This window comes from Nocardioides bigeumensis (assembly GCF_039531755.1).
GTDB lineage: Bacteria > Actinomycetota > Actinomycetes > Propionibacteriales > Nocardioidaceae > Nocardioides > Nocardioides bigeumensis.
On sequence record NZ_BAAAQQ010000002.1, the window covers coordinates 259,318 to 283,044 of the forward strand.

Genomic DNA, 23,727 nt, shown 5'->3' on the forward strand with positions numbered 1-23,727 from the left:
GGGGTGCCCACCCTCAGGGGTGGAGGCACCTAGGCTCCCCGCATGCGGTCCCAGACCCCCCGCTCGCTGGTCGCCGCCATCGCCGGACTCGTCCTGCTGGCCGTACCCGTGGCCCTGCCGGGCGTGCTCGCCGAGGGGCAGCTCGCCACCGCGACCGACCAGGCCCCTCGGGTCCGTCCGTCGGCGGACAGCACCCCGTCCGCCGTGCCCCAGGAGCGGGAACGCGCCGCGCAGCGAGTGGAACTCCCCGGCGGCGGCACCAAGGTGTTCGGCCACCGACGCTTCCTGACCGCCTACTACGGCACCGCCGGGACCGGCGTGCTCGGCGTGCTCGGCGAGACCGACATCGACGCCGCGCACGAGCGCGTGGTCAAGGCCGGTCAGCCGTTCCTGCGCAACGGCGAGCTGCTGCTCCCGGTCTACGAGCTGATCGTGACCGTCGCGGACGCCGGGCCCGGCGACGACGGTGACTTCAGCCACGACATCAGCCACCGCCTGGTCGAGCCCTACGTCCGGGCCGCCCGTCGCAACGGCGCGCTGCTCGTGCTCGACCTCCAGCCCGGCCGCAGCGACTTCCTCACCGTCGCGAAGCGCTGGCGGTGGGCGCTCGAGAAGCCGTACGTCGGCCTCGCGCTCGACCCCGAGTGGCGGATGGGCCCACGCGAGGTCCCGGGCCGGACCATCGGCCAGGTCAGTGCGAAAGAGGTCAACCGCGTCTCCGCCTGGCTGGCCGGCATCGTCGAGGAGCGCAACCTGCCCGAGAAGGTCTTCATGCTCCACCAGTTCCGCAGCGACATGATCCCGGACATCCACCGCGTGAAGGCGCGCGAGGGACTCGCCCTCGTCCAGCACGTCGACGGCTTCGGCAACCCGGGGCAGAAGCTCGCGACGTACCACGCCGTCGCCCGCCCGAAGCTCTTCACGATGGGCTTCAAGCTGTTCTACGACGAGGACCGGCCGCGGATGACAGCGCAGGCCGTCCGCCGAGTCACGCCGCCGGTGCGTTTCGTCAGCTTCCAGTGAGAGACGATGCGGTCGTGACCGACCTGAACCCAGGCCCTCTCGACGCTGCCGACCCGCTCGCCGCACTCCGCGACCGCTTCGTGGGCGCCGACACCCCGCTGGTCTACTTCGACGGCAACTCCCTGGGCCGTCCGCTGCGCGTCACTGCCGACCACCTCGCGGACTTCGTGCGCGACGAGTGGGGCGGCCGGCTGATCCGCGGCTGGGACGAGCGGTGGTACGAGCTGCCGCTCACGCTCGGCGACGAGATCGGGCGGGTCTGCCTCGGCGCCGCACCCGGCCAGACCTTCGTCGGCGACTCCACGACGGTGCTGCTCTACAAGCTGATCCGGGCCGCCGTGGACGCAGCGCCGCCGGGCCGCACCGAGATCGTCATCGACGACGACAACTTCCCGACCGACCGCTACATCGTGGAGGGCATCGCCGCCGAGCGCGGCCTCACCGTCCGTTGGGCCGAGGTCGATCGTGCCTCCGGGGTCACCACCGAGCTGCTCGCTCCGCTCGTGGGGGAGCAGACCGCGCTGCTGGTCCTCAGCCAGGTCGCCTACCGGTCCGCCCACCTCGCCGACGTGCCCGCGATCACCCGGCTCGCCCACGACGCCGGCGCGCCCGTGCTGTGGGACCTGTGCCACTCCGCCGGCGTGGTGCCGACCGCGCTCGACGAGTGGGAGGTCGACCTCGCGGTCGGCTGCACCTACAAGTACCTCAACGGCGGCCCCGGCTCCCCGGCCTATGGGTACGTCGCCGAGCGGCACCAGGACTCCCTGCGCCAGCCCGTCCAGGGCTGGATGGGACACGCCGACCCGTTCCTGATGGGGCCGGGCTACACCCCCTCCGCCGGCATCCGGCGCTTCATCTCCGGCACCCCCGCCGTGGTCGGGATGCTCGCCCTGGCCGACATGGTCGCCCTCATCGACGAGGCCGGTGTCGACGCCGTGCGCGCGAAGTCGGTGGCCCTCACGTCGTACGCCGTGGAGCTGGCCGACGCCTGGCTGGCCCCGCTCGGCGTCCAGCTCACCTCACCCCGTGACCCGGCCGAGCGCGGCGGTCACGTGACCCTCACCCACCCGCGCATGCGCGAGGTCGTGGCCACGCTCTGGGAGCGCGACATCATCCCCGACTACCGCGACCCCGACGGCCTTCGTGTGGGCCTGTCACCGCTCTCGACCAGCTTCGCCGAGGTCGAGTCGGGCCTCGCCGCCGTACGGGACCTGCTCAGCGACTGACGCCGGCGAGCTCGCCGTTGGCCCACTTCTCGAGGGCCACCCCGGCGAGCCGGTCGGCCGCCTCGCGGATCGACAGGCCGGCCAGGTCGACCGCATGCTCGCCCCCGTAGCGCTGCCCGACGTCGTTGTTGTGCCGGTCGGCCTGTGAGTCCCGTCGGTCAGGCGTACCGACCTCCTGGGCGTCAGCCACCGACCGCGCCAGCTCGACGCCGTGCCGGGCGGTGAGCAGCGCCTGCCACACGAAGTGCCGGGTCGCGTTCTGCCGTCCCGGCACGCCCCGCCCGCGGCGGGTCGCGACCGTGGTCGCCGCCGCGGAGATCGAGACCACCTGGGCCGCGTCGACCGGGGACGCTCCCGCCTTGAGCGCCGCCGTGAAGATGCGGGGGACCCCCGAAGCGGCATGAATGGCTGCGCGCAGGCTCATCACGGGGCCACTCTGGCATTTGCCTTCGCATCGGCCTTCTCGGGTTCCCTGCGGGGGCTTTGCGTTTCCCCTGGGGTCTGGCTGGTCTGTGGGGTCCTCGTCGTTGCGCTGTGCGCCGGGCTCCGGCCCACCAAGGCCCCGCGCGCAAACCACCCTCTTCGCTCGTTCCTCACGAAGAGGGGGCCAGGCCCATCCACAGCGCGCGGGGCCTTGGTGGTCCGGAACCCGGCTTCGCGCAACGCCGAGGACCAACGCGGGCGGCCGGCTCACGGGCCACGCGGGGTGGAGCGGCGCGCCAGGTCAGCTCGGCGAGACCGCCGTCGGCGGCTACCCGGCGGCCGCCGACGCAACGTCTGCCCGAACCCGGCCTGGTGGGCGCTCCTCCACCCGCGGACCCGCAGGCCGGCCGCCAGCGCAGGAGCGAGGACCCCACAGACAACCGACCCGACGGGGAAACGCAAAAGCCCCCCGCAGGGGATCTCACACAGGGTCGAGCCGATCGGCGGTCGGGAGCGCGTCGGCGGGCGTAGGCGCCAAGCGCGACCAGAGGAGCGTGAGCGTGGCCGCGCCGGCCATGCCCAGGAGGGCTCCGCCGATCCAGACCCGACGGTCGCCCCACTCCAACAGGGCCCCGGCCAGCGGGGGAGCGATGACCATGCCGCCGAGCGAGGCGGCGCCGTACAGGCTCTGGTAGCGGCCGTGCATGCCCTCCGGCGCACGGTCGGCCGCCGTCGCTGTCGCTGTCGGCTTGTAGAGCATCTCGCCGGCGGTCACCACGGCGACGGCGACCAGGACGAGGGCGATCCCGGGCGCGGGGGCGACGACCAGCCAGCCGAGACCCACGAGCAGGAAGCCGGCCGCGATGAGCCGCCAGGCCTCCCGGTGGCGTAGTCGGTGGGCGAGGTAGGGCTCGAGCAGCACGATCAGGGCGCAGTTGAGCGAGATCGTCGTGCCGTAGACCCACGGCTCCGCGCCCAGCTCTTCGAGCTGCCACGGGACGGCGGTGTAAGCCCAGCGGTACGCCGTGTCGACGACGGCGACGCTCACCAGCAGCAGCACGAACCGGGGGTCGCGGCGCAGCGCGCCGAGGACCCGGCGCGGCACGCCCTCCGGAACCGGCACCCGCTCCACGTGGGGGACGACGCCGAGCACCACCGCCAGCATCAGCAGGCTGGCCACCGCGTCGCCGACGAAGATCCAGGTGAAGTCGTACGCCGCCACCAAACCGCCCACTGGCGGCCCCAGCACGGTCCCCGCGTTGTTGACTGCGCGCATCAGCGCGCTGGCCTGCCGACGCTGGTCGGAGGGGAGGGCGCCAGTCACGAGAGCGAAGGACACCGGTCGGGCGGCGCCGCCGAGCAGCCCCATCAGTCCGAGCACGACCGGCAGACCCGACGTGGTGGTGACCGGCACCAGGGCGCAGCCCACCGCGGAGGCGAGCGAGGCGGCCGCGAGCGTGCGACGCATCCCGAACCGGTCACCGAGGGAACCGCCCACGAGGTTGCCGCCGATGATGCCGACGCCGTAGACGGCGGCGATCGTGCCGGCCTCGGGGGTGTCGAGTCCGCGGTCGCTGACGAGGTAGAGCGGGATGAAGACCCACGCCATCGACCCGAGCGCGTTGACGAACCGACCCGCTAGCAGCGCCTTCACCCAGAAGGGGAGGTCACCCATCGTCGGGCTCGAGCTCGCCGAGGGCCTCCTCGCCCTTCCGCTGCGCGGCCTGCCGCTGGTCGGCGTCGAGCCCGGCCCAGTAGTCGTCGAACGCCAATCGGGTGCGCTCGGCGTGCAGCGCGAAGTCGGGGTCGGTCGCGAGGGCACGCACGTGCAGGCGTCCGTCGAGGACCGCGGCGATCTTGTCGCCGAGCTCGGTCCCCGCGGTCTCCGCCGCGCGCTCGCGCAGCTCCCGGCGCAGCCACGCAGCCGCCACTGGGTCGCCGGTCAGCTCGAGGAGTGAGTCGGCCGCTGCGCTCATGCGACCCCCAGCTCGCGCAGGTCCGCGAGGGGCTCGCGGGTCGCCTCGGCCAGCTCCTCGTCGCCGACGTCACCGGACTCGCGGAGCTCGGGTCCGTCGACGTCCACCCGAGGATCCTCGCGATGGCGCCACCACCTCACTGGGACTCCGTGTGCTGTCGCGACGTCATAGCGCGTCCAGCTCACGCAGTGCTCTGCGGGCTGCCTCTGCGAGCTCTGCGTCGCCGACGTCCCCCGGCTCGCGCAGCGCGGGCACGTCGACGTACTCCACGCACTCGATGGCGAGCCGATCGAGGATGGGGAACAGCGGCTCGCCAAGGAGCGGGAGGTGCAAGAACGCTTCTCGGTACGCGACGTCGAAGGTCTGGGCGTCGATCTCACCGGCCACGAAGCGGCGGATGAGGCTGATCAACGCCTCGACGCTGGGTTCCATGTCAGCCCCCTCCTAGCTTGCCGGTCTTGATCACGTTGAGGATCTGCTCGTACGACATCCGCCATGCGCTCACGAACGTACCGTCGGGCTTGAGCACGACCACCCAGCCTGTCGACGCGTCGAAGCCGATAGTCACCGAGTCTCCCCGGTAGGTGCCGGCTCGGGTGCGCGTCCCAGGCGCCGTGAGGAAGTCATCGAGGGCCTTCTTGAACGCCTCGAACCCAGCACGCCCGCGTGGCAGCTCGATCCCGAAGTCCTTGGCGTGCTTGAACTTGCTCTCCAGCTGCTTGAGGTTCGTCGTCATCTTGGCCCTTGGGAGCTCCTTCATCCGCACGAGGGCCCGCGCCGTCTTGAGGTTCTCGAGCGCCAGCCGGATCGGGCCGAGCTTGGCGGTAACGGCGCCGATCCGCACGACCGCTCGCGCAGCGCGCAGCGCCTTCAGCGCGGAGAGGATGCGCACGGCGTACTTCACGGCCCGCGCGGCGATCACGCCGCCTGCCACGACACCTGCCCCACCGAAGGTGAAGAAGCTCAGCCCTACGCCGATACCGGCGCTGACCGCGCACTCGACGGCGAGGTCGTGCAGCAGGTCCTTGATGGTCTGGCGGGTCTCGTCGACCTGGGTGCCGTAGTCACGGCAGGCCTCGCCGAGGGCACGCAGCTGGGCAGCCAGGTCGACGACGTGACCCCGCGTGGTCCCGAGGACGGACAGGGCGGTCGGGATCTCGGGCGAGCGCTGCGTCTCGAGCATGGCGACCGCGACGTCGATCTTGCCGGTGAGGCCCTCGACGGTGCTCGCGGCGGACTCCCACGCGGTCGCGGCGTCCCGGAGCTGGTCGGTGTTGGCGCTCGGCCAGCCGAAGCCCTGGAGGTGGTCGACGACGTGGTTCCACCAGTCCGGCAGGTCGTCGTTGTCGCCGCCGAGGCTGGTCGGCGGGGTGAAGGCGGTGACCTCGACGGGTCCGTCGCCGGGCAGGCCGCCGTCGTACGTCGGTCGTGCCCGTCCGTAGACCGAGTCGGCGTTGGCTCGTCGGTGGTTCTGCACCGACGCGAAGGTGACGTCGCCGAGCGTGCCGAGCCCGTCCACGAGCAGCCGCAGCGCGTCCACAGCCGCCTGCGCGGCCTCGTCGTAGCTGGCGACGAACTCCTCCGAGCTGGCGTCGTCGCCACCGAGCGCGTGGTAGCCGGCGAGCTTGTCCGTCAGGGAGTCGTAGGCCATCGCGGCCACCTGGTTGGCGCCGTAGAGCGCCTCGGCCGCCGAGTCATAGCTGGTGCCGCTGACCTCCAGCCTCACGTCAGGCCCTCCCACATCGTCACGTTGGCGTCGGCCGCCGCGAGGTAGTTGCCGTGCGCGATCCGGGCGGCGGCGCGCAGGTCGGTCATCGCCTCCTTCATGGCGGCCATGCCCTGGGCCCACTCCTGGTGGGCCTCGGTGTGTGCCTGCGCGGCAAGCCCCTCCCAGGTCTCCTTCAGCACCGCCATCTGCTTGTCCAAGTCGGCGGCGAGCGTGAGGAGCGCCGACTCGGTGCCTTCGAGCCGGACGACCACGTCGTCGAGGTCGTCCCGGTCGAGGGTGTAGTCGTCGACGTCGCCGCCCGCCCCACCGGCGCCGCCCATCAGCCGAGCCTCTCGATGATGCGCGTCGAGATGGCATCCAGCGCCTGCTGGGAGGCTTCGTCCTGGGCGACGAAGTCGCGGCGCGCGGCCACGAGCAGCCCGCTCATGGCGACGAGGCCCTCCTCGACGTCGACCGCGGCGGTCAGCCAGTCGCCCCACGCGTCGACGAAGGAGTCGGCGGCCACTCCGGTCCAGCCGCTGCCGAGAAAACCGCGCACCCGCTGGTCGATCGCGCGTCGGTCGGTGCCGAGACGGTCGGAGGCGGCGCGCACGTCGCCGAGGCCCTTGTCGAAGGCGTCGAGGATCAGCTGCATCGTCACGCCGGGCAACCTACCCACGACCGCGGACGCGTAATCGCGTTGATCCGCGACCTGTGGATGGACACCATGACGCATGGCCATCGTCCTCCCCGAGCCCCTTCGCCCCGGCGACCGGATCGGGGTCACGTCGCCCTCGAGCGGCGTCCCGGCGCCGCTGGTGCCGCGCTTCGACGTGGCGGTGCGCGCGCTGCGCGACCGTGGCTTCGAGGTCGTCGTCGGCGACTGCATGGACGGCGAGGACGTCATGAGCGCCCCCAAGGCGGAGCGCGCGGCCGAGCTCACCGCCATGCTGACGGACCCGACGATCCGCGCCGTCATACCTCCGTGGGGCGGCGCCGGCACCGGTCTCGACATCCTCGACCAGCTGGACTGGGACGCGATCGCTGCTGCCGAGCCCACGTGGGCGATCGGCTACAGCGACACCACCGCCTGGCTGTTGCCCCTCACGCTGCGGACCGGGTGGGCCTCGCTGCACGGGTCGAACCTGATGGACACGCCGTTCGCCGCGCCCGAGGGCCTCCTGCACTGGACCGACGTCGCCGCGGCCACGGGGCCGGTCACCCAGCGCGGCGTCGGCCGTTTCCGCGACCGGGTCTTCGACGACTATGCCGTCAACCCCACGATCGACACGTTCGACCTCGACGGGACCGGCGACTGGTCCTTGCTGGACCCGACAGCGGGCAGCGTGGACGTCACCGGCCGCCTGGCCGGCGGGTGCATCGAGGTGCTGGGCGCGATCTGCGCGACGTACGCCGACGTGGCCGGCTTCGGACGTGAGCACGCCGCCGACGGCCTCGTCGTCTACGTCGAGGCCTCCGACGAGGAGGCGTACTCCATCTGCCGCAACCTCCACGCGATGCGGTACGCCGGGTGGTTCGACAACGCCTCGGCCGTCCTTGTGGCCAGGACCCTTGCGCCCGGCTCCGAGGGGATGAGCCAACACGATGCCGTGCGCGACGCCCTCGGTGAGCTCGACGTGCCGGTGATCCTGGACGTCGAGTGCGGCCACGTGGCGCCGTACCTGCCCCTCGTCAACGGCGCGCTGGCCCGCGTCGTCATGGACGGGCAGCGGCGCGAGATCACGCAGGACCTCAGCCGCTGACGTGGCTCCCCTGGGCGCGGGCGGGCAGGCGCCTGTCGAGCCGGTGGAAGAGCGCGATGAGTGCGACGAAGAGCACGGTGACGCCGACGCACACGACCGCGACCGAGCGCCAGCCCTCCTCGCGGAAGTCGAGGAACGGGTAGGGGAACCAGTCCGAGGCGGCGCCCACCACCAGCGTCCCGACCAGCCACACGACCGGCCAGGCCAGCGCGACCACGATCTCGCGGTTGCTCACCCGTGGCCGCGGCCCGAAGAGCACCCAGCCGAGGACCGCGAGGACCGGCACCCCCATGTGCAGCGTCTTGTCGCACCACCAGTCCAAGCCCTCGAGGTCCAGCAGCGGCCGCAGCAGGAAGGAGTGCACGAGCCCCGTCACGGTGATGCCGACCAGGCCGGCGAAGCGCACGATCCGCCAGCGCCGGTCGTCGCTCCAGGGATCGCGCGACAGCATCAACGAGGACGCGGCCACCAGCAGGTTGCTCTGGATCGTGAAGTAGGCGAAGAAGCGGTAGAGCGTCTCGGGAGTCGTCGGCTCGGTCTCGTCGACTAGGACCCGGGCGCCGGTGAGCGCGAGCACCAGCTGCACCACGATCGCGACACTCGCCACGACGCCGACCACGAGGTGCCAGCTCCTGGCGAACCGCTCGTCATCGTTCACGCGCGTCAGCGTAGGACGCGGGAGACTGACCCTGTGGGACGCACGAACCAGTACGGTCAGGCCATCGGCGACGACGTACCCGGCTGGTCGCCCCGACCTCGACCGGCGCCGGTGACGCTGCCCGGGCGCACAGTCACGCTCGAGCCGCTCGGCCCCGAGCACGCGGACGCGTTGTACGCCGCGCTGTGCGCGCCGGACGACGCGTGGCGCTGGACCTACCGCCCGCACGAGATGCCGGCGTCGCGGGAGGAGTCCGACGCGTTGATCGACCGGATGGTCGCCGACGACTCCGTCGTGACGTTCGCGATCGTCCCCACCGATGGGGTCGGAGGCGGGCTGGCCCAGGGGCACGCGACACTGATGCGCTGCGACCCGGCGGCGGGCAGCGTCGAGGTCGGCGGGATCATCTACGGCCGCGCCCTGGAGCGCACGGTCGCCGCGACCGAGGCGCAGGTGCTGCTGATGCGCCACGTGTTCGACGACCTCGGTTACCGCCGCTACGAGTGGAAGCTCGACCACCACAACGCACTGTCGGCCGCGGCCGCGCGCCGGCTCGGCTTCACCTATGAGGGGCGCTTCCGCAACGCGCTGGTCTACAAGGGCCGCAACCGCGACACCGACTGGTTCGCCATGACTGACGTCGACTTCGGCCGGCTGCGGCCGGCGTACGACGCCTGGCTCGACCCGACGAACTTCGACGAGCACGGTCGCCAGCGGTCCCGGCTCGACACGACCGTGGGCGTGACAGGCTGAGGAGATGGACCAGCGTGTCAGCTTCATCACCTTGGCCGTGCGCGACATCGGTGCGAGCCGGGCGTTCTTCGTCGACGGGCTCGGCTGGGAGAGCGCCCTGGACGTGCCGGGGGAGGTGCTGATGTTCAAGGTCGCCGACAAGGTGGTGCTCTCGCTGTGGGACGCCGACCACTTCGAGGCGGAGATCGGCGCCCCGCCGAGCTGGGGTGGGGTCCCGCCCGTGACCCTGGCGCACAACTGCGCGACCAAGGCGGGCGTCGACCGCGTGCTCGAGACCGCGCGCCTCGCCGGATCGGACCAGGTCGCCGCGGCCGTCGAGCGGGAGTGGGGCGGCTACTCCGGCTACTTCGCTGACCCCGACGGCTTCCGCTGGGAGGTCGCCTATAACCCCGGCGAGATCGGCCAGGCCGTCCTGCCCTAGCCCCCACCCGTGGGGAGGCTTCCGAGCGACAGCGCGCCGTGCTTGGTTGGACGCATGAGCGACGACAAGCAGGTGCTGTCCGAGGACGACGTGGCCGCCGAGCAGCTCGTGGCGTGGACGTACGACGCCGCTGACGGAGGGAGCCTGAGGTCGACGTTCGACACCGGAGACTTCGCCACCGGCCTGGCGCTGGTCAACAAGATCGGCGAGCTGGCCGAGGCCGTCAACCACCATCCCGACCTCGTCCTCACCTACCCCGCGGTCTCGGTGCTGCTGACCAGCCACGACGTCGGGGGAGTGACCGTGCGGGACGTGCGGATGGCGCGGTCGATCACGGAGCGTGCCGCCGGTCTCGGCGTGATGCCCCAACAGGGCACGGCAGGCGGCTAGTCCCGACCGGTGACGGCGAGGTTGATGCCCAGGCCGATCATCGAGGCGCCGCCGACGGCGCCGATCGCCTCACCCCGCTTGGGCGAGGCGGTGAACCAGTCGCGGACCCGGCTCGCGACGACCGCCCAGAGCGAGTCGGAGACCAGGCCGATGACGACGGCGACCATGCCGAGCAGGAGCAGCTGCGTGGGCACGTGTCCCGCTTCGGGCAGCACGAACTGCGGGAGCAGCGCGCCGATGATCATGAACGCCTTGGGGTTGGAGACGCCGACGAGGTACCCCTGGCGCATCGCGGTCAGCGGCGGCAACGTGCGGTCCTCGATCTCGGCCGCCCGGAAGCCCTGCCGGTGCCGGATCGCCTGCACGCCGAGATAGACGAGGTACGCCGCGCCGACGAGCTTGAGCACGGTGAAGACCACGATCGACTCCGCGACCAGCACTCCGAGCCCCGCGACGACCAGCAGCACGATGGTCAGCAGGCCGAGGGTGTTGCCGACCACGCTGGCCAGCGCCACGGCGCGGCCGTACGAGAGCGCCCTACCGACGACGAAGACGACGCTCGGTCCAGGGATCGCGATGAGGATCGCGGCGGCGATGCCGAAGGTGGCGGCCTGGTCCCAGGTGAGCACCCGGCCAGCATAGGGATGAGACGAGAGTCCCGTATGGTGGGACGCCTGTCACACTGGGTTGACGCCGGGATGGCGGTCCGGGGACCGTGAGTGCATGCGCCTCCTCGTAGTCCCCGACGCGTGAGCTGAGACCACCCGGTCCCGCCGCTCACGCGTCCGCCCCTCCGCCGCCCTCGGCCGAGGGGTTTTTTGTCGCCCGATCCCAGAACAGGACCCACCGATGACCACCAGCCAGGGGAGCTCCGCCAGCTCAGCCCCCGAGCGGATGACCGGCGCCCAGAGCCTGATCAGGTCGCTGGAGAACGCTGGCGCCGAGCACATCTTCGGCATCCCCGGCGGCGCCATCCTCCCGGCGTACGACCCCTTGATGGACTCCACGAAGATCCGGCACTTCTTGGTCAGGCACGAGCAGGGCGCGGGTCACGCCGCCGCCGGCTACGCCTCGGCGACCGGCCGCGTCGGCGTCTGCATGGCCACCAGTGGTCCGGGCGCCACCAACCTGGTCACCCCGATCGCGGACGCACACATGGACTCGGTGCCGATGGTCGCGGTCACCGGTCAGGTCGGCGCGGCGGCCATCGGCACCGACGCCTTCCAGGAGGCCGACATCCGCGGCATCACGATGCCGATCACCAAGCACAACTACCTGATCACCGACCCCGCCGAGATCCCGCGCACCATCGCCGAGGCCTTCCACATCGCCTCGAGCGGGCGCCCGGGACCGGTCCTGGTCGACGTGGCGAAGTCGGCGCTGCAGGCACAGACGACCTTCGAGTGGCCGACCGAGCTGTCGCTGCCGGGCTACCGGCCGACGACCCGCCCCCACAGCAAGCAGATCCGCGAGGCCGCGCGGATGATCCAGGAGGCCAAGCGCCCGGTGCTGTACGTCGGCGGCGGAGTGATCCGCGCGCAGGCCTGGCGCGAGCTCCGCGTGCTGGCCGAGCTGACCGGCATCCCGGTGCTGACCACCCTGATGGCGCGGGGTGCGTTCCCCGACAGCCACCCGCAGCACCTCGGCATGCCCGGGATGCACGGCACCGTCGCCGCCGTCGCGGGCCTGCAGCGCTCCGACCTGATCATCAGCCTGGGCGCCCGCTTCGACGACCGGGTCACCGGCAACCTCGACTCGTTCGCCCCGAACGCCAAGATCATCCACGCCGACATCGACCCGGCCGAGATCGGCAAGAACCGTTTCACCGACGTGCCGATCGTGGGCGACTGCCGTGAGGTGATCAGCGACCTGATCGTCGCGCTCAAGGCCGACGCCGACGCCGGCACGACCGGCGACTACGAGCAGTGGGTGGAGTTCCTCGCGGGCATCAAGAAGCGCTACCCGGTCGGCTACGACGCCCCGGCGGACGGCTCCCTCGCCCCGCAGCTGGTGATGGAGCGGCTGAGTGCGCTCGTCGGACCCGAGGCGATCTACGTCAGCGGGGTCGGCCAGCACCAGATGTGGGCGGCCCAGTTCATCGGCTACGAGAACCCCCGCACCTGGATCAACTCCGGCGGCCTCGGCACCATGGGCTTCTCGGTCCCCGCGGCGATGGGCGCCAAGGTCGGCCGGCCCGACGCGACCGTGTGGGCCGTCGACGGCGACGGCTGCTTCCAGATGACCAACCAGGAGCTCGCCACCTGCACCATCGAGGGCATCCCGATCAAGGTGGCGGTCATCAACAACGAGTCGCTCGGCATGGTCCGGCAGTGGCAGACGCTCTTCTACAACGAGCGCTACTCCAACACCGACCTCCACACCGGCGCCGACCGGCGGATCCCCGACTTCGTCAAGCTAGCGGAGGCCTACGGCGCGGTCGGGCTCTCCTGCGACTCGCCCGGCGACGTGGACGCCACGATCCGCAAGGCCATGGAGGTCGACGACGTGCCCGTCGTGGTGGACTTCCGCGTGCACCGCGACGCGATGGTCTGGCCGATGGTCGCCGCCGGGACCTCCAACGACGACATCAAGTACGCGCGCGACCTGGCGCCGGACTTCGAGGAGGACGAGCTCTGATGTCGACGCACACCCTGTCCGTCCTGGTCGAGGACAAGCCAGGCGTCCTGGCCCGCATCGCCGGGCTGTTCGCCCGCCGCGGCTTCAACATCAACTCGCTGGCCGTGGGCCCCACCGAGCACCCCGACATCTCGCGGATGACCATCGTCGTCAACGTCGAGGAGTCGCCGTTGGAGCAGGTCACCAAGCAGCTCAACAAGCTCGTGGAGGTGATCAAGATCGTCGAGCTCGACGGCTCGGCGTCGGTCAACCGCGAGCTGCTGCTGGTGAAGGTGAAGGCTGACGCCGCCACGCGGGGCCAGGTGCTCGACGCGGCCAACCTGTTCCGGGCCAAGGTGGTCGACGTGGCGCCCGACGCGATCACCATCGAGGTGACCGGCAACGTCGACAAGCTCGCCGACTTCCTCGCGGTGCTGGAGCCCTTCGGCATCCGTGAGCTCGTGCAGTCCGGCATGGTCGCCATCGGTCGTGGCGGCCGGTCCATCTCGGAGCGCACCCCCCGGCCCGTGCCGGTGCAGATCGCCCCCGCCAGCTGACCTTTTCATCCCACTGATCTCGACAAGCACGATCAACAACGAAGGAGAGCCCCCTGTGGCTGAGATGTTCTACGACGACGACGCCGACCTGGCCCTGATCCAGGGGAAGAACGTCGCGGTCCTCGGCTACGGAAGCCAGGGTCACGCCCACTCGCTGTCGCTGCGCGACTCCGGTGTCGACGTGCGCATCGGTCTGCCCGAGGGCTCCAAGTCGCGGGCGAAGGCCGAGGCTGAGGGCCTTCGTGTCCTCACCCCCGCCGAGGCGGTCGAGGAGGCCGACGTCATCGTCATCCTCGCCCCGGACCATGTGCAGCGAAAGCTGTACGCCGAGTCCGTCGAGCCCAACATCGCCGAGGGCGACACGCTCGTCTTCGGCCACGGCTTCAACATCCGCTTCGGCTACATCACCCCGCCGCCCGGCGTCGACGTCTTCATGGTCGCGCCCAAGGGCCCCGGACACCTGGTCCGCCGTGAGTTCGTCGACGGCCGCGGCGTCCCCGTCCTGGTCGCGGTCGAGAAGGACGAGTCCGGTCAGACCTGGCCGCTCGCGCTGTCGTACGCCAAGGCCATCGGCGGCCTGCGCGCGGGCGGCATCAAGACGACGTTCACCGAGGAGACCGAGACCGACCTCTTCGGCGAGCAGGCGGTGCTCTGCGGCGGCGCGTCCAAGCTTGTGCAGTACGGCTTCGAGGTGCTGACCGAGGCGGGCTACCAGCCCGAGGTTGCCTACTTCGAGTGCCTGCACGAGCTGAAGCTGATCGTCGACCTGATGTACGAAGGCGGCATCGCCAAGCAGCGTTGGTCGGTCTCCGACACCGCTGAGTACGGCGACTACGTCTCCGGCTCGCGGGTGATCACCCCGCAGGTGAAGGAGAACATGATCGCCGTCCTCGAGGACATCAAGAACGGCTCGTTCGCCCAGCGCTTCATCGACGACCAGGACGCCGGCGGCCCCGAGTTCAAGGCGTTCCGCGAGGCCGAGGAGAAGCACCCCATCGAGCAGACCGGCCGCGAGCTGCGCAAGCTGATGGCGTGGGTCAAGAGTCACGACTCCGATTACGTCGAGGGCAGCTCCGCTCGCTGAGCTGATTGCCGGCCGTCGCATCGGGAACGGGAGGAGCGTGCAGACTTTCCTCCCGTTCTCCGATTTCGAGGCGTCCGCGCGCGTGCTGGACGTCAAGCGTCTGGGCAAGCAGCGGGTCGAGTGCATCCAGGTGCTGCGCGGAGGCGGTCTGCGAGCTGCCTCAGTGGCTCGGTGACGACGACGTGCACCGCAGCCACCGGTCGGCGCTCGTCCGCAAGGATCCGGACTTCTACCGTCCGGTCTTCCCGGACGTGCCTGACGACCTGCCGTACGTCTGGCCGACTTCGCGCACCACTGGGTGAGTCGATTCAGCGCAGCGCGGTGATGCCGCCGGGGCCTCGCCACTCGAAAACGCCGGTGGGCAGGCGTGTGTAGCGCCAGAGTCCTGCGGTCTTGGCGCGGTGGTGTCGTCGGCAGAGGGCGGCGAGCTTGGAGGGGCTGGTTTGTCCGGGTGGGCCGTGGGGGTTGTAGGGCTCGATGTGGTCGAGGTCGCAGCGTCTGGCGTCGACTTGGCAGCCGGGGAACACGCAGGTCTTGTCGCGGAGGATGACGGTCTCGCGGATCCTCTCGGGTGGGTCGTGCCGGTCGAGGGTGGGTTCGGGGTGGGCTGCTTGGCCGGTGTTCATCCAGATGACGGGTTGGATCTTCACCCGGGTGTGGCCGACCCAGTCGTGGAGCTTGGCGGTGGTGAGGGGGCCAAGTTTCTCGACCTCGCCGATCCCGGTGGTCGAGCCTGTCGAGGCGGGTTCGTCGAGGAGGTCGGTCAGGTCGGCGTGCACGTAGAGCACCGTCTCGCTGGTGGTCGAGGTGGTCGCGCAGCGACTGTCAGGAGAGCCCGGCGGGGTGTTGACGAGTCCGCAGAGGGCTTCTGCTTTCCGGGCCCCGAGGGGTCGGTCGTCGCCGGCCTTGCCCGCAGCGGCGGCTTGTTGGCAGGCGTGTTGGTAGAGGCGGGTGAGTCCGAGGGTGTCGCCGGTGATGTGGAGCTCGCTGGTCCCGGCGTAGGCGGGGGTGTCGGGGGTGAACAGGGTGACCTCCCACCCGGCGGTCGCGGCTTCCTCGGTTTGAGCGTGCTGCTCGGGTTGGTGCTTCGCGATCACCATCGCGATGGCTTTGTCGATGGTGCGGGGTCCGGCGTGCTTGAGCCTGGGGGCGAGGCGTCGGTCGACCTCCGCCGCGGCCTCCCGGGACAGGGCATTGGTGGCGGTGGCGACCCGGCGTGCTTTCCAGGCGGGGACCTTGAGGGTCTCGACCATGGCGTGGCACAGGGGGAGTCGGTGGCGTAGGTCGAGGGCGTCGGCGATCAGCTGCCGGGCGGAGGCGGGGGAGATCTCGAGGGTGACCGCGAGGGGTTCGGCGGCGAACGCCTCCACGCTGGGGCATCCGTCGCCGCCGAGTGATTCGTCGGTGAGCAGGAACGAGTCACCACCCCAGGTGGAGGTGCCGGTCTGGGTGGTGGCGGGGTGGGTGATCGCCCATTGGTAGGCCAGGGCGAGCTTGTCGGCCTCGGCCTGCCGCGACCTGCGGTCCACAGTGGCGAGGGCGTCGAGCAGCGCGGTGGGGCCGAGGTCGTCGAGACCCGGCTCGTGGTCGCGTGCTGCTGTCATGTCACCAATCCAAGCAGTGGCCACCGACAACGCCCCCCGGGTCGCAGGGCCTTGTTCCACAGGTGGTCTCGCACGCTTCCGGGGTCTGGTGACGGTCGCTGCGCCAGCTCCTCGACTGCCGGGTGGTGGTCTCGACTTTCCGCTCGCTTCGCTCGCTGCTCGACCACCGGGGCGCTGGGTGGCGTCCTCGACCGCCGGGGCGCTGGGTGGCCTCCTCGACCACCGGGCGCGTGGCGCGACGTCCTCGACCGCCGGGGCGCTGGGTGGCCTCCTCGACCACCGGGTGGTGGTCTCGACTTTCCGCTCGCTTCGCTCGCTGCTCGACCACCGGGCGCGTGGCGCGACGTCCTCGACCACCGGGGCGCTGGGCGGCCTCCTCGACCACCGGGAAGGCTGGGCGACGTCCTCGACCAGTGGTCACCGCCGGCCATCGCGTTGCGTGCGCTTGGCAGAATCGAGGCATGAGCACGGTGCAGACGCGACCGTCGGGTGGCAAGGTCGCGTTCCCGACCGCGGTCCTTGTGGTCGGCGGGCTCGTGGCGTTCATGTGGGTGCTGGAGGCGTACGACCAGGCGACCCGACACTCCCTGGACCCTTACGGCATCAGGCCGCAGACTGACGAGGGCTTGGTCAGCATCTTCTTGGCGCCGTGGTTGCACGGCGGCTGGCAGCACCTGATCGGCAACTCCCTGCCATTCCTGCTGCTCGGCACCTTGGTGCTGCTCGACGGTTGGCGGAAATGGGCGTGGACGACACTGACGATCGTCGTGGTGTCGGGCGCGGCCGTCTGGCTGTTCTCTCCGCCCAGCTCGATCACTCTCGGCGCGAGCGGGGTGGTCTTCGGTTGGCTGACCTACCTCCTGGTCCGCGGTTTCTACTCCGGGAGCTTCGCGCAGGTCGGAATCGGGATCGTGGTCTTCCTCCTGTACGGCGGCATCCTGTGGGGCGTGCTCCCCGGCGCCGTCGGCATCAGCTGGCAGGGCCACCTGGGCGGCGCGATCGGGGGAGTGCTCGCCGCCCGTTGGCTGCACCGCACGCCCAGCCGACCATGACCGACACCGCTGGGCGTCCGGTGTTCGTCTTGCACGAGCACCGCAAGCCCGCACCCCACTTCGACCTCAGGCTCGAGGAGGACGGCGTGCTGCGCTCGTGGGCGGTGCCCAAGGGGATGCCCACCGACGTCCGGCGCGATCGGCTCGCGGTCGCCGTGGACGACCACGACCTGGAGCACGCGACGTACACCGACCCCGACAAGGACATCGCCGACACGGGCTGGTGGGAGCTGGAGGACCGCACCGCGAAGCGGTTCGTGTTCGTGCTGCACGGGCGTGAGGGCAGCCGTCGCTACGCGCTCATCGACACCGGGCGCGACTGGCTGCTGCACCGCACCAAGGTGCAGCCCCGGTTCGACCCGTGACAGGTCAGCGGGTGACGCGGACCTTGCCGACGGGGTACGACCCGTCGGCCCGCCGTCCCTGGATGGCCAGGTTCATCGGGGCGAGATAGCCGGCGGGGTCCACCACCGACAGCGCGAGCCGATACCTGCCCTCGGGCAGCCTGGGCAGGCGGAGCTTGGACGAATAGGTCCGCTTGCCCGGCAGCAGCCGCCCCAGCTGCACCCCGAGCGGCCGCGTAGCGACGGTCTCGCCCCGTGCGTCACGCACTTGGAGAACGACGTCCCAGTCGTCGTACGTCGGCGCGGACCCCGAGTTGCGCCAGCGGCTGACCACCGTCAGCTTGTCACCGCGACCGATCCGCTTCGGAACGGTCACCTTGCGTACCTCGTAGCGGAATCCCGCCGCGAGCGCGGCGGCGCGGAAACCCCGCTGTTCCTGGGCTGATCGATCCGGGTACGCCGGTTTGAGGTTGCCGCTGGAGACCTGGGAGATGTGGAAGTCCCGCACCTGGCGGGCGCCCAGGACCGTGCTGGTCGTCGGCGTGCCGCACCACTCGCTCAGCACCGGCGCGGTCTTCCACCGCTCCTGCATCTCGGGGCTCGTGGCGAGCACCGAGAACATGTCGACCTCGCCGAGGCAGTCGACCCGCAGTCCGAGCTGCGGATGGGCGCGCATCGCCGCCAGCACATGACGCGGGTCCATCGCGTTCAGCACCACGTGCTTCGACGGGAATGCGGTGATCACCGCCCGGACCACACGGGCGGCGTTCGCGTCCGAGATCTTCTGACCCGACGACACGTGCCCCTCTCCCCAGGCGCCGTAACCGCCGACGTCGACCCACCCCATGCGTGGGTCGTCGTCGTAGCGGGTCCCGAGCTCGCCCATGAGCCGCTCCCAGCCGGACAGGAAGGCTTCGCTGTTCCAGTCGGGGATGTCGGTTCCGGGCTGCAGCGGCACGAAGGAGGGTGTGGCGTCGTCGAACCAGCAACCGGGGCAGTACGCCAGCACGCGGAAGCCGAAGCGGCCACCGCTCTGCTGGGCTGCCTCGAGGCCCGCTTCGAACCACCGGAGGTCGAAGCTGCCGGCGGTGGGTTCGATGCGTCCCCACGGGACCTGGTCCCGGTAGTACACATCGGTGGTCGGCCACCCGGCCGGCTGGGCTGCCTGTCCGAGCCAGGCGTACTGGCCACGGAACGAGTTAGGCACCTCAGCGGCCTCGCCCCTGGGGCCGATCACCCGGGGCCGGTAGGTCGCGGTCCGCGACTCCTCGGAATGGACCCGCGCGCTCGCGCTGACCGTTTCGCCAATCGGGGGGGCTGGGCGATAGAGCACAGCAGTGGCGAGTGTCAGCGCGAGCGCGGGGACAACCATGGAGCGGAAATTCATTTCCGGCGGACGACCTTCGAGCGTTGCGGGGGGTCAACTGGGGGGAGCCCGTTGAGGTGTTGGACTGACCCTAAGGAAGGTCAAGCACCGACTGAGGGTTTCGGCCAAGGTTGGGGCGTCCGTCCGAGGTGTTTAGCCCGAGTGGGCTATGCCGGAGTAGTCCGTTCGGACCTTGCGCAGCCGCCCGTGCGAGCCATCGGTTCCCATTCAGGGGCTCGAGGCTGGACACCGCCACGTCGTGGCGGCAGCCACGGGTAGGCTGGGCGGCGCACAGCGTCGTGCGCACGCCTGCCCTCCGCAGGCACCCATCGTCGCCACATCATCGCGAGGACCTCACGCTGTGACCCCACAGACCCGCCCGGTAGTCCTGATCGCCGAAGAGCTCAGCCCTGCGACCGTCGAGGCGCTCGGGCCCGACTTCGAGATCCGCAGCTGTGACGGGTCCGACCGCGAGTCCCTGCTGGGCGCGATCGGAGACGCCGACGCGATCCTGGTGCGCTCGGCCACCAAGGTCGACGCCGAGGCGCTGGCGGCCGCACCTCGCCTGAAGGTCGTGGCCCGCGCCGGTGTCGGGCTCGACAACGTCGACGTCAAGGCCGCGACCCAGTCGGGCGTCATGGTGGTCAACGCACCGACCTCCAACATCGTCAGCGCAGCCGAGCTCGCCGTCGCGTTGATGCTGGCCGCGGCCCGCCATCTCTCGCCGGCGCACGCGGCGCTCAAGAACGGCGAGTGGAAGCGTTCGCGCTACACCGGCATCGAGCTCTACGAGAAGACCGTCGGCATCGTCGGCCTCGGCCGGATCGGCGTCCTGGTCGCCCAGCGGCTCTCGGCCTTCGGCATGTCGGTCATCGCCTACGACCCCTACGTCCAGGCCGGCCGCGCCGCCCAGATGGGCGTCCGCCTCGTCGACCTCGACACCTTGCTGGCCGAGTCTGACTTCATGTCCGTCCACCTGCCCAAGACGCCCGAGACCGCCGGGCTCATCGGTGCCGACGAGCTGGCCCGCGTCAAGCCGTCCCTCGTCCTGGTCAACGCCGCCCGCGGGGGGATCGTCGACGAAGAAGCGCTGTACGACGCGCTCAAGACCGGTCGCATCGCGGCCGCCGGGCTCGACGTCTTCGCCAAGGAGCCCTGCACCGACAGCCCGCTCTTCGAGCTCGAGAACGTCGTCGCCACCCCGCACCTGGGCGCGTCGACCGACGAGGCGCAGGAGAAGGCCGGCGTCGCCGTCGCCCGCTCGGTGCGGCTCGCGCTCGCCGGCGAGCTGGTGCCGGACGCGGTCAACGTGCAGGGCGGGGTCATCGCCGAGGACGTGCGTCCCGGGCTGCCGCTCACCGAGCGGCTCGGCCGCGTCTTCACCGCCCTGGCCGGCGAGGTCGCCCAGCAGGTCGACGTCGAGGTCCGTGGCGAGATCACCGAGTTCGACGTCAAGGTGCTCGAGCTCGCGGCGCTCAAGGGGATCTTCCACGACATCGTCGAGGACCAGGTGTCCTACGTGAACGCCCCGCTGCTCGCGGCCGAGCGCGGCACCGCCGTACGCCTGGTCACCGATGCGGAGAGCCCCGACCACCGCAACCTCATCACCATCCGCGGCACCCTCGTCGACGGCTCGCAGGTGTCGGTGAGCGGCACCTTGGTCGGGCTGTCGCAGAAGGAGCGGCTGGTCGAGGTCAACGGCTTCGCCGTCGACCTGGAGCCGACCGACCACCTCGCGTTCTTCACCTACGAGGACCGTCCCGGTGTCGTCGGGACCGTCGGCCGGATCCTCGGGGAGTCGGCGGTCAACATCGCCGGCATGCAGGTCTCCCGCGACGAGAAGGGCGGCGCCGCCCTGGTGGCGCTGTCGGTGGACTCGGCGATCCCGGCCGAGGCGCTCGACGAGATCGCGGTCGCGATCGACGCGGCCAAGGTGCGTGGCGTGAACCTCGTCTGACTCTCACACGTGGGGCTTCGTCAAGACCGCGACGGCAAAGGATGCCGCCTTTCTGAGCCGTCGTCGTGGACAATTGTCACGAATCGATAACGATGCGACCTGACGGACCGGTCGGGTGTATCGGCAACAGTCGGTGCGAGCGCAGGATGCCGAGCGGTGGGAAGGCTGGCCTGCCGTCTCGGTCGTGTCGCGGCCTGAGCTCGGGAACCAGTCTGCCCGCCGTCCGTCAGGTCCGACTCGGCGCGATCCGTCGAGCGGCCAAGGAGACAAGGAACCCATGTGAACCGCATCCACCGACGTCGTCGCCAAGGCTTGGTACTGCTCGTCGCGACGACACTCCTGGGGGGCGGCGTCTTCGCCTCCGCTACCGTCGGCGCCTCGGCGCAGGCGCCCAAGAAGCCATCCAAGGCCTACGTGGCCGCGGCCAAGAAGGCCGACCAGGACAGGGGCCACGTCCGCGAGGAGACCTGGGCACTCGCGAAGAAGCGCGAAGCCCAGAAGCAGGCCGCGCTACAGCGCAAGCTCCAGGGCAAGAAGCCCTTCAAGGGCAGCGGCAAGAACAAGACCGTGCCGCTCGAGGTGGAGGGCAAGGACCGCATCTTCGTGGTGCTGGCCGAGTTCGACACCGAGCGGCGCCACCCGGCGTACTGCGATGCCGAGGCCGTAGAGCCCCCAGGCACCCAGCCCTGCACGTATCCCTCCGACGGCACCCCGCAGGAGTACGACGGCCCGCTGCACAACACGATCCCGGCTCCCGACCGCGCCGTCGACAACTCCACGCTGCACCAGACCGACTACAGCGCGGACCACTACCGCGACATGTACTTCAACCGGATGCGGAAGTACTACGAAACCCAGTCCTCGGGTCGCTACACCTTCGACGGTGACGTGACCGAGTGGGTCAAGGTGCCCTTCAACGAGGCCCGCTACGGCCGTGACTTCTGCGGCGACATCGTCTGCAACAACACCTGGTTCCTCCTCCGTGACGCGATGAACGTCTGGACCGCGGACCAGCTCGACAGCGGCAAGTCCTTGGCCGACATCCAGGCGTACCTGAAGACGTTCGACGTCCAGGACCGCTACGACATCGACGGCGACGGCAATTACGACGAGCCGGACAACTTCATCGACCACTTCCAGATCGTGCACGCCGGTGGTGACCAGGCCGCGGGCGACCCGACGTTCGGCAGTGACGCGATCTGGAGCCACCGCTGGCGTGCAGCCCTGAGCCAGCACCCCAACGGAATTCCCGGCTTCAACATCGGCTCGGGCGGTGTGACCGGTGGCATCACGTTGCCGGACAACTCAACCGATGTGTGGGTCGGCGACTACACCATCCAGCCGGAGAACGGCGGCCTCGGCGTTTTCGCGCACGAGTACGGTCACGACCTCGGCCTGCCCGACCTCTACGACACCTCCGGCAACACCGGAGGCGCCGAGAACAACACCGCCTTCTGGTCCCTGATGTCGTCCGGCGCCAACATCGGCGACGGCGGCTCCGAGGGCATCGGCGACGCCCCGACCGACCTGGGTGTCTGGGAGCTGTTCCAGCTCGGCTGGTTGAACGCGCAGGGCAACCAGGGGCCGTTCTACGACGTCGCGTCCGCGGGCGAGAAGTCGTCACACCGGCTGTCGGCCAACGTGCCCGCGACCCGCAACGGCAAGCAGGCGCTGTTCGTCGTGCTGCCCGACAACATCGTGCAGTTCGACGTCGGGACGCCCTACGAGGGAACGCACCAGTTCTACTCCGGCAACGGGAACAACCTGAACAACACGATGACCAAGCTGGGTACCACCGGCACGGCGTTGACGGCACAGGTCCGCCACGAGATCGAGACCGACTGGGACTACGCGTTCCTCGAGGCCACGACCAACGGCGGCCAGACCTGGGTCCCGGTGCTGACGAACCTGTCGGACAACTCCGGTGACCAGAGCGGCTTCAACGGCTCGCTGACCGGCATCACCGGGACGCGTGCCGCGTGGACCCAGCTCACCGCGACGCTGCCCGCCGGCACCAACGGCGTGCGGTTCCGCTACCAGACCGACGGTGCGGAGGCCCCCTCGGGCTTCCGGGTCGACGACATCCGCATCGGGGGCACGGTCATCGGCAACGCCGAGTCGGACGAGGGCTGGACCTTTGACGGGTTCTCCATCGCGACGACCATCGCCGAGCGTGCCGAGTTCAACGCCTACGTGGCCGAGAACCGTCAGTACGACGGCTACGACAGCTCGCTCAGGACGGCGTACAACTTCTCCTACGGCCTCACCCGGCCGGACTGGGTGGAGACGTACCCGTACCAGAACGGGATGCTCGTGTCGTACTGGAACGAGGAGTTCGAGGACAACAACGTCGGAGACCACCCCGGCGGCGGCCTCATCCTCCCCGTAGACGCCCGTCCGGGCTTCACGCACTGGGCGGACAACACCCTGCTGCGCAACCGGATCCTGTCGTTCGACTCGACCTTCGGGACCGAGGCGACCGACGCGATCACCCTCCACCGCGAGGTGGCGGGTCCGGGCGGAACCGTGGTGACCCAGACGGCCACCATCCCCTCCTCGCCGGCGATCCCGACCTTCGACGACACGAAGACCTACTGGTTCAACGGCGACGGGCACGGCGTCACCGGTGCCCACGTGGGTCGCTACCAGCCCGGCTGGTACAGCGTGGACGTGCCGAAGACGGGCACCACGATCAGCGTGCGTGGCGGGTTCCGCGACGGTGTGCTGAAGGTGGACGTGGCCCCGAAGGGCTGATCTGCACTGCTAGCTCCATCCCGAGGGCCTCGTCCGCAGCAGCGGGCGGGGC

Annotated in this window: 25 protein-coding genes; 14 read left to right on the forward strand and 11 right to left on the reverse strand. The window is 70.5% G+C overall.

Going from position 1 to position 23,727, the window contains the following annotated elements:
* The first annotated feature begins 42 nt into the window (after window positions 1-42).
* Entirely contained in the window at window positions 43-1,023 is a 981-nt protein-coding gene (locus tag ABD295_RS02450) for a hypothetical protein (RefSeq protein ID WP_344302016.1), read from the forward strand.
* A gap of 14 nt (window positions 1,024-1,037) precedes the next feature.
* Window positions 1,038-2,249, forward strand: a complete 1,212-nt coding sequence (locus ABD295_RS02455) for a kynureninase (RefSeq protein ID WP_344302017.1) — start codon at window positions 1,038-1,040, stop codon at window positions 2,247-2,249.
* On the opposite strand, the gene ABD295_RS02460 is transcribed toward ABD295_RS02455, so the two are convergent.
* The 7 genes from ABD295_RS02460 to ABD295_RS02490 all read right to left on the reverse strand — a co-directional run bounded on the left by ABD295_RS02460 (window position 2,239) and on the right by ABD295_RS02490 (window position 7,011).
* A complete protein-coding gene (locus ABD295_RS02460; RefSeq protein ID WP_344302018.1) occupies window positions 2,239-2,673 on the reverse strand; it encodes a DUF6973 domain-containing protein in 435 nt (144 codons plus the stop codon). The two genes, ABD295_RS02455 and ABD295_RS02460, sit on opposite strands and share 11 nt — an antisense overlap.
* Before the next feature lie 480 nt (window positions 2,674-3,153).
* Window positions 3,154-4,347 (reverse strand): MFS transporter, encoded by a 1,194-nt coding sequence (locus ABD295_RS02465; RefSeq protein WP_344302019.1) that lies wholly within the window; start codon window positions 4,345-4,347, stop codon window positions 3,154-3,156.
* Window positions 4,340-4,648, reverse strand: coding sequence for a hypothetical protein (locus ABD295_RS02470; RefSeq protein WP_344302020.1), 309 nt, complete (start codon window positions 4,646-4,648; stop codon window positions 4,340-4,342). Before ABD295_RS02470 ends, ABD295_RS02465 begins: the two co-directional genes overlap by 8 nt.
* Window positions 4,649-4,813: 165 nt before the next feature.
* The gene (locus ABD295_RS02475) at window positions 4,814-5,080 is read right to left on the reverse strand and encodes a colicin immunity domain-containing protein (protein WP_344302021.1); all 267 of its coding nucleotides are present in this window, start codon (window positions 5,078-5,080) and stop codon (window positions 4,814-4,816) included.
* A 1-nt stretch (window position 5,081) separates the two neighbouring features.
* On the reverse strand, window positions 5,082-6,374 hold the full coding sequence (locus tag ABD295_RS02480; RefSeq protein ID WP_344302022.1) for a colicin D domain-containing protein: 1,293 nt from the start codon (window positions 6,372-6,374) through the stop codon (window positions 5,082-5,084).
* Window positions 6,371-6,697: a WXG100 family type VII secretion target gene (locus tag ABD295_RS02485; RefSeq protein WP_344302023.1), complete on the reverse strand. Its 327-nt coding sequence runs from the start codon at window positions 6,695-6,697 to the stop codon at window positions 6,371-6,373. Before ABD295_RS02485 ends, ABD295_RS02480 begins: the two co-directional genes overlap by 4 nt.
* The gene (locus ABD295_RS02490; RefSeq protein WP_344302697.1) at window positions 6,697-7,011 is read right to left on the reverse strand and encodes a WXG100 family type VII secretion target; all 315 of its coding nucleotides are present in this window, start codon (window positions 7,009-7,011) and stop codon (window positions 6,697-6,699) included. Before ABD295_RS02490 ends, ABD295_RS02485 begins: the two co-directional genes overlap by 1 nt.
* A 79-nt stretch (window positions 7,012-7,090) precedes the next feature.
* Between ABD295_RS02490 and ABD295_RS02495 the strand changes: the two genes are divergently transcribed.
* Window positions 7,091-8,119 carry a S66 family peptidase gene (locus tag ABD295_RS02495; RefSeq protein WP_344302024.1) on the forward strand — a complete coding sequence of 343 codons (1,029 nt, stop codon included), beginning with the start codon at window positions 7,091-7,093 and terminating at the stop codon, window positions 8,117-8,119.
* Here the strand turns inward: ABD295_RS02495 and ABD295_RS02500 are convergent.
* Window positions 8,109-8,777, reverse strand: coding sequence for a Pr6Pr family membrane protein (locus tag ABD295_RS02500; protein WP_344302025.1), 669 nt, complete (start codon window positions 8,775-8,777; stop codon window positions 8,109-8,111). The genes ABD295_RS02495 and ABD295_RS02500 overlap by 11 nt on opposite strands.
* Window positions 8,778-8,810: 33 nt before the next feature.
* On the opposite strand from ABD295_RS02500, the gene ABD295_RS02505 reads away from it, so the two are divergent.
* The 3 genes from ABD295_RS02505 to ABD295_RS02515 are packed head-to-tail and all read left to right on the forward strand — an operon-like array spanning window position 8,811 to window position 10,341.
* On the forward strand, window positions 8,811-9,530 hold the full coding sequence (locus ABD295_RS02505; RefSeq protein WP_344302026.1) for a GNAT family N-acetyltransferase: 720 nt from the start codon (window positions 8,811-8,813) through the stop codon (window positions 9,528-9,530).
* 4 nt (window positions 9,531-9,534) lie between these two features.
* On the forward strand, window positions 9,535-9,951 hold the full coding sequence (locus ABD295_RS02510; RefSeq protein WP_344302028.1) for a VOC family protein: 417 nt from the start codon (window positions 9,535-9,537) through the stop codon (window positions 9,949-9,951).
* A gap of 54 nt (window positions 9,952-10,005) precedes the next feature.
* Window positions 10,006-10,341: a 4a-hydroxytetrahydrobiopterin dehydratase gene (locus tag ABD295_RS02515; protein ID WP_344302029.1), complete on the forward strand. Its 336-nt coding sequence runs from the start codon at window positions 10,006-10,008 to the stop codon at window positions 10,339-10,341.
* On the opposite strand, the gene ABD295_RS02520 is transcribed toward ABD295_RS02515, so the two are convergent.
* On the reverse strand, window positions 10,338-10,970 hold the full coding sequence (locus ABD295_RS02520) for a LysE family translocator (RefSeq protein ID WP_344302030.1): 633 nt from the start codon (window positions 10,968-10,970) through the stop codon (window positions 10,338-10,340). The genes ABD295_RS02515 and ABD295_RS02520 overlap by 4 nt on opposite strands.
* Before the next feature lie 220 nt (window positions 10,971-11,190).
* On the opposite strand from ABD295_RS02520, the gene ABD295_RS02525 reads away from it, so the two are divergent.
* The 4 genes from ABD295_RS02525 to ABD295_RS02540 are packed head-to-tail and all read left to right on the forward strand — an operon-like array spanning window position 11,191 to window position 14,773.
* Entirely contained in the window at window positions 11,191-12,978 is a 1,788-nt protein-coding gene (locus ABD295_RS02525) for an acetolactate synthase large subunit (protein WP_344302031.1), read from the forward strand.
* The gene (gene ilvN / locus ABD295_RS02530; RefSeq protein WP_344302032.1) at window positions 12,978-13,514 is read left to right on the forward strand and encodes an acetolactate synthase small subunit; all 537 of its coding nucleotides are present in this window, start codon (window positions 12,978-12,980) and stop codon (window positions 13,512-13,514) included. The genes ABD295_RS02525 and ilvN overlap by 1 nt, the downstream gene beginning before the upstream one ends.
* A 55-nt stretch (window positions 13,515-13,569) precedes the next feature.
* Window positions 13,570-14,598 carry a ketol-acid reductoisomerase gene (ilvC, locus tag ABD295_RS02535; protein WP_344302033.1) on the forward strand — a complete coding sequence of 343 codons (1,029 nt, stop codon included), beginning with the start codon at window positions 13,570-13,572 and terminating at the stop codon, window positions 14,596-14,598.
* 37 nt (window positions 14,599-14,635) lie between these two features.
* Window positions 14,636-14,773: a pyrimidine dimer DNA glycosylase/endonuclease V gene (locus ABD295_RS02540; protein WP_344302035.1), complete on the forward strand. Its 138-nt coding sequence runs from the start codon at window positions 14,636-14,638 to the stop codon at window positions 14,771-14,773.
* A 133-nt stretch (window positions 14,774-14,906) separates the two neighbouring features.
* On the opposite strand, the gene ABD295_RS02545 is transcribed toward ABD295_RS02540, so the two are convergent.
* Window positions 14,907-16,202: an HNH endonuclease signature motif containing protein gene (locus ABD295_RS02545; protein ID WP_344302036.1), complete on the reverse strand. Its 1,296-nt coding sequence runs from the start codon at window positions 16,200-16,202 to the stop codon at window positions 14,907-14,909.
* Window positions 16,203-16,747: 545 nt separating this feature from the next.
* On the opposite strand from ABD295_RS02545, the gene ABD295_RS02550 reads away from it, so the two are divergent.
* Window positions 16,748-17,254 (forward strand): rhomboid family intramembrane serine protease, encoded by a 507-nt coding sequence (locus tag ABD295_RS02550; protein ID WP_344302698.1) that lies wholly within the window; start codon window positions 16,748-16,750, stop codon window positions 17,252-17,254.
* Window positions 17,251-17,619: a DNA polymerase ligase N-terminal domain-containing protein gene (locus tag ABD295_RS02555; RefSeq protein ID WP_344302037.1), complete on the forward strand. Its 369-nt coding sequence runs from the start codon at window positions 17,251-17,253 to the stop codon at window positions 17,617-17,619. Before ABD295_RS02550 ends, ABD295_RS02555 begins: the two co-directional genes overlap by 4 nt.
* A gap of 4 nt (window positions 17,620-17,623) precedes the next feature.
* On the opposite strand, the gene ABD295_RS02560 is transcribed toward ABD295_RS02555, so the two are convergent.
* A complete protein-coding gene (locus tag ABD295_RS02560) occupies window positions 17,624-18,805 on the reverse strand; it encodes a DUF4832 domain-containing protein (protein WP_344302038.1) in 1,182 nt (393 codons plus the stop codon).
* Between the two features lie 520 nt (window positions 18,806-19,325).
* On the opposite strand from ABD295_RS02560, the gene serA reads away from it, so the two are divergent.
* Both serA and ABD295_RS02570 read left to right on the forward strand, forming a co-directional pair.
* Window positions 19,326-20,921, forward strand: a complete 1,596-nt coding sequence (gene serA / locus ABD295_RS02565) for a phosphoglycerate dehydrogenase (protein ID WP_344302039.1) — start codon at window positions 19,326-19,328, stop codon at window positions 20,919-20,921.
* A 279-nt stretch (window positions 20,922-21,200) separates the two neighbouring features.
* Window positions 21,201-23,675 (forward strand): immune inhibitor A domain-containing protein, encoded by a 2,475-nt coding sequence (locus tag ABD295_RS02570; RefSeq protein WP_344302040.1) that lies wholly within the window; start codon window positions 21,201-21,203, stop codon window positions 23,673-23,675.
* The last annotated feature ends 52 nt before the right edge of the window (window positions 23,676-23,727 follow it).

Excerpts from the sequence above, each read along its gene's own strand:
- ABD295_RS02450 (WP_344302016.1), top strand. The coding sequence starts at position 43 with ATGCGGTCCCAGACCCCCCGCTCGCTGGTCGCCGCCATCGCCGGACTC.
- ABD295_RS02460 (WP_344302018.1), bottom strand. The coding sequence starts at position 2,673 with ATGAGCCTGCGCGCAGCCATTCATGCCGCTTCGGGGGTCCCCCGCATC.
- ABD295_RS02465 (WP_344302019.1), bottom strand. The coding sequence starts at position 4,347 with ATGGGTGACCTCCCCTTCTGGGTGAAGGCGCTGCTAGCGGGTCGGTTC.
- ABD295_RS02470 (WP_344302020.1), bottom strand. The coding sequence starts at position 4,648 with ATGAGCGCAGCGGCCGACTCACTCCTCGAGCTGACCGGCGACCCAGTG.
- ABD295_RS02475 (WP_344302021.1), bottom strand. The coding sequence starts at position 5,080 with ATGGAACCCAGCGTCGAGGCGTTGATCAGCCTCATCCGCCGCTTCGTG.
- ABD295_RS02485 (WP_344302023.1), bottom strand. The coding sequence starts at position 6,697 with ATGGGCGGCGCCGGTGGGGCGGGCGGCGACGTCGACGACTACACCCTC.
- ABD295_RS02490 (WP_344302697.1), bottom strand. The coding sequence starts at position 7,011 with ATGCAGCTGATCCTCGACGCCTTCGACAAGGGCCTCGGCGACGTGCGC.
- ABD295_RS02495 (WP_344302024.1), top strand. The coding sequence starts at position 7,091 with ATGGCCATCGTCCTCCCCGAGCCCCTTCGCCCCGGCGACCGGATCGGG.
- ABD295_RS02510 (WP_344302028.1), top strand. The coding sequence starts at position 9,535 with ATGGACCAGCGTGTCAGCTTCATCACCTTGGCCGTGCGCGACATCGGT.
- ABD295_RS02515 (WP_344302029.1), top strand. The coding sequence starts at position 10,006 with ATGAGCGACGACAAGCAGGTGCTGTCCGAGGACGACGTGGCCGCCGAG.
- ABD295_RS02525 (WP_344302031.1), top strand. The coding sequence starts at position 11,191 with ATGACCACCAGCCAGGGGAGCTCCGCCAGCTCAGCCCCCGAGCGGATG.
- ilvN (WP_344302032.1), top strand. The coding sequence starts at position 12,978 with ATGTCGACGCACACCCTGTCCGTCCTGGTCGAGGACAAGCCAGGCGTC.
- ABD295_RS02545 (WP_344302036.1), bottom strand. The coding sequence starts at position 16,202 with ATGACAGCAGCACGCGACCACGAGCCGGGTCTCGACGACCTCGGCCCC.
- ABD295_RS02550 (WP_344302698.1), top strand. The coding sequence starts at position 16,748 with ATGTGGGTGCTGGAGGCGTACGACCAGGCGACCCGACACTCCCTGGAC.
- ABD295_RS02555 (WP_344302037.1), top strand. The coding sequence starts at position 17,251 with ATGACCGACACCGCTGGGCGTCCGGTGTTCGTCTTGCACGAGCACCGC.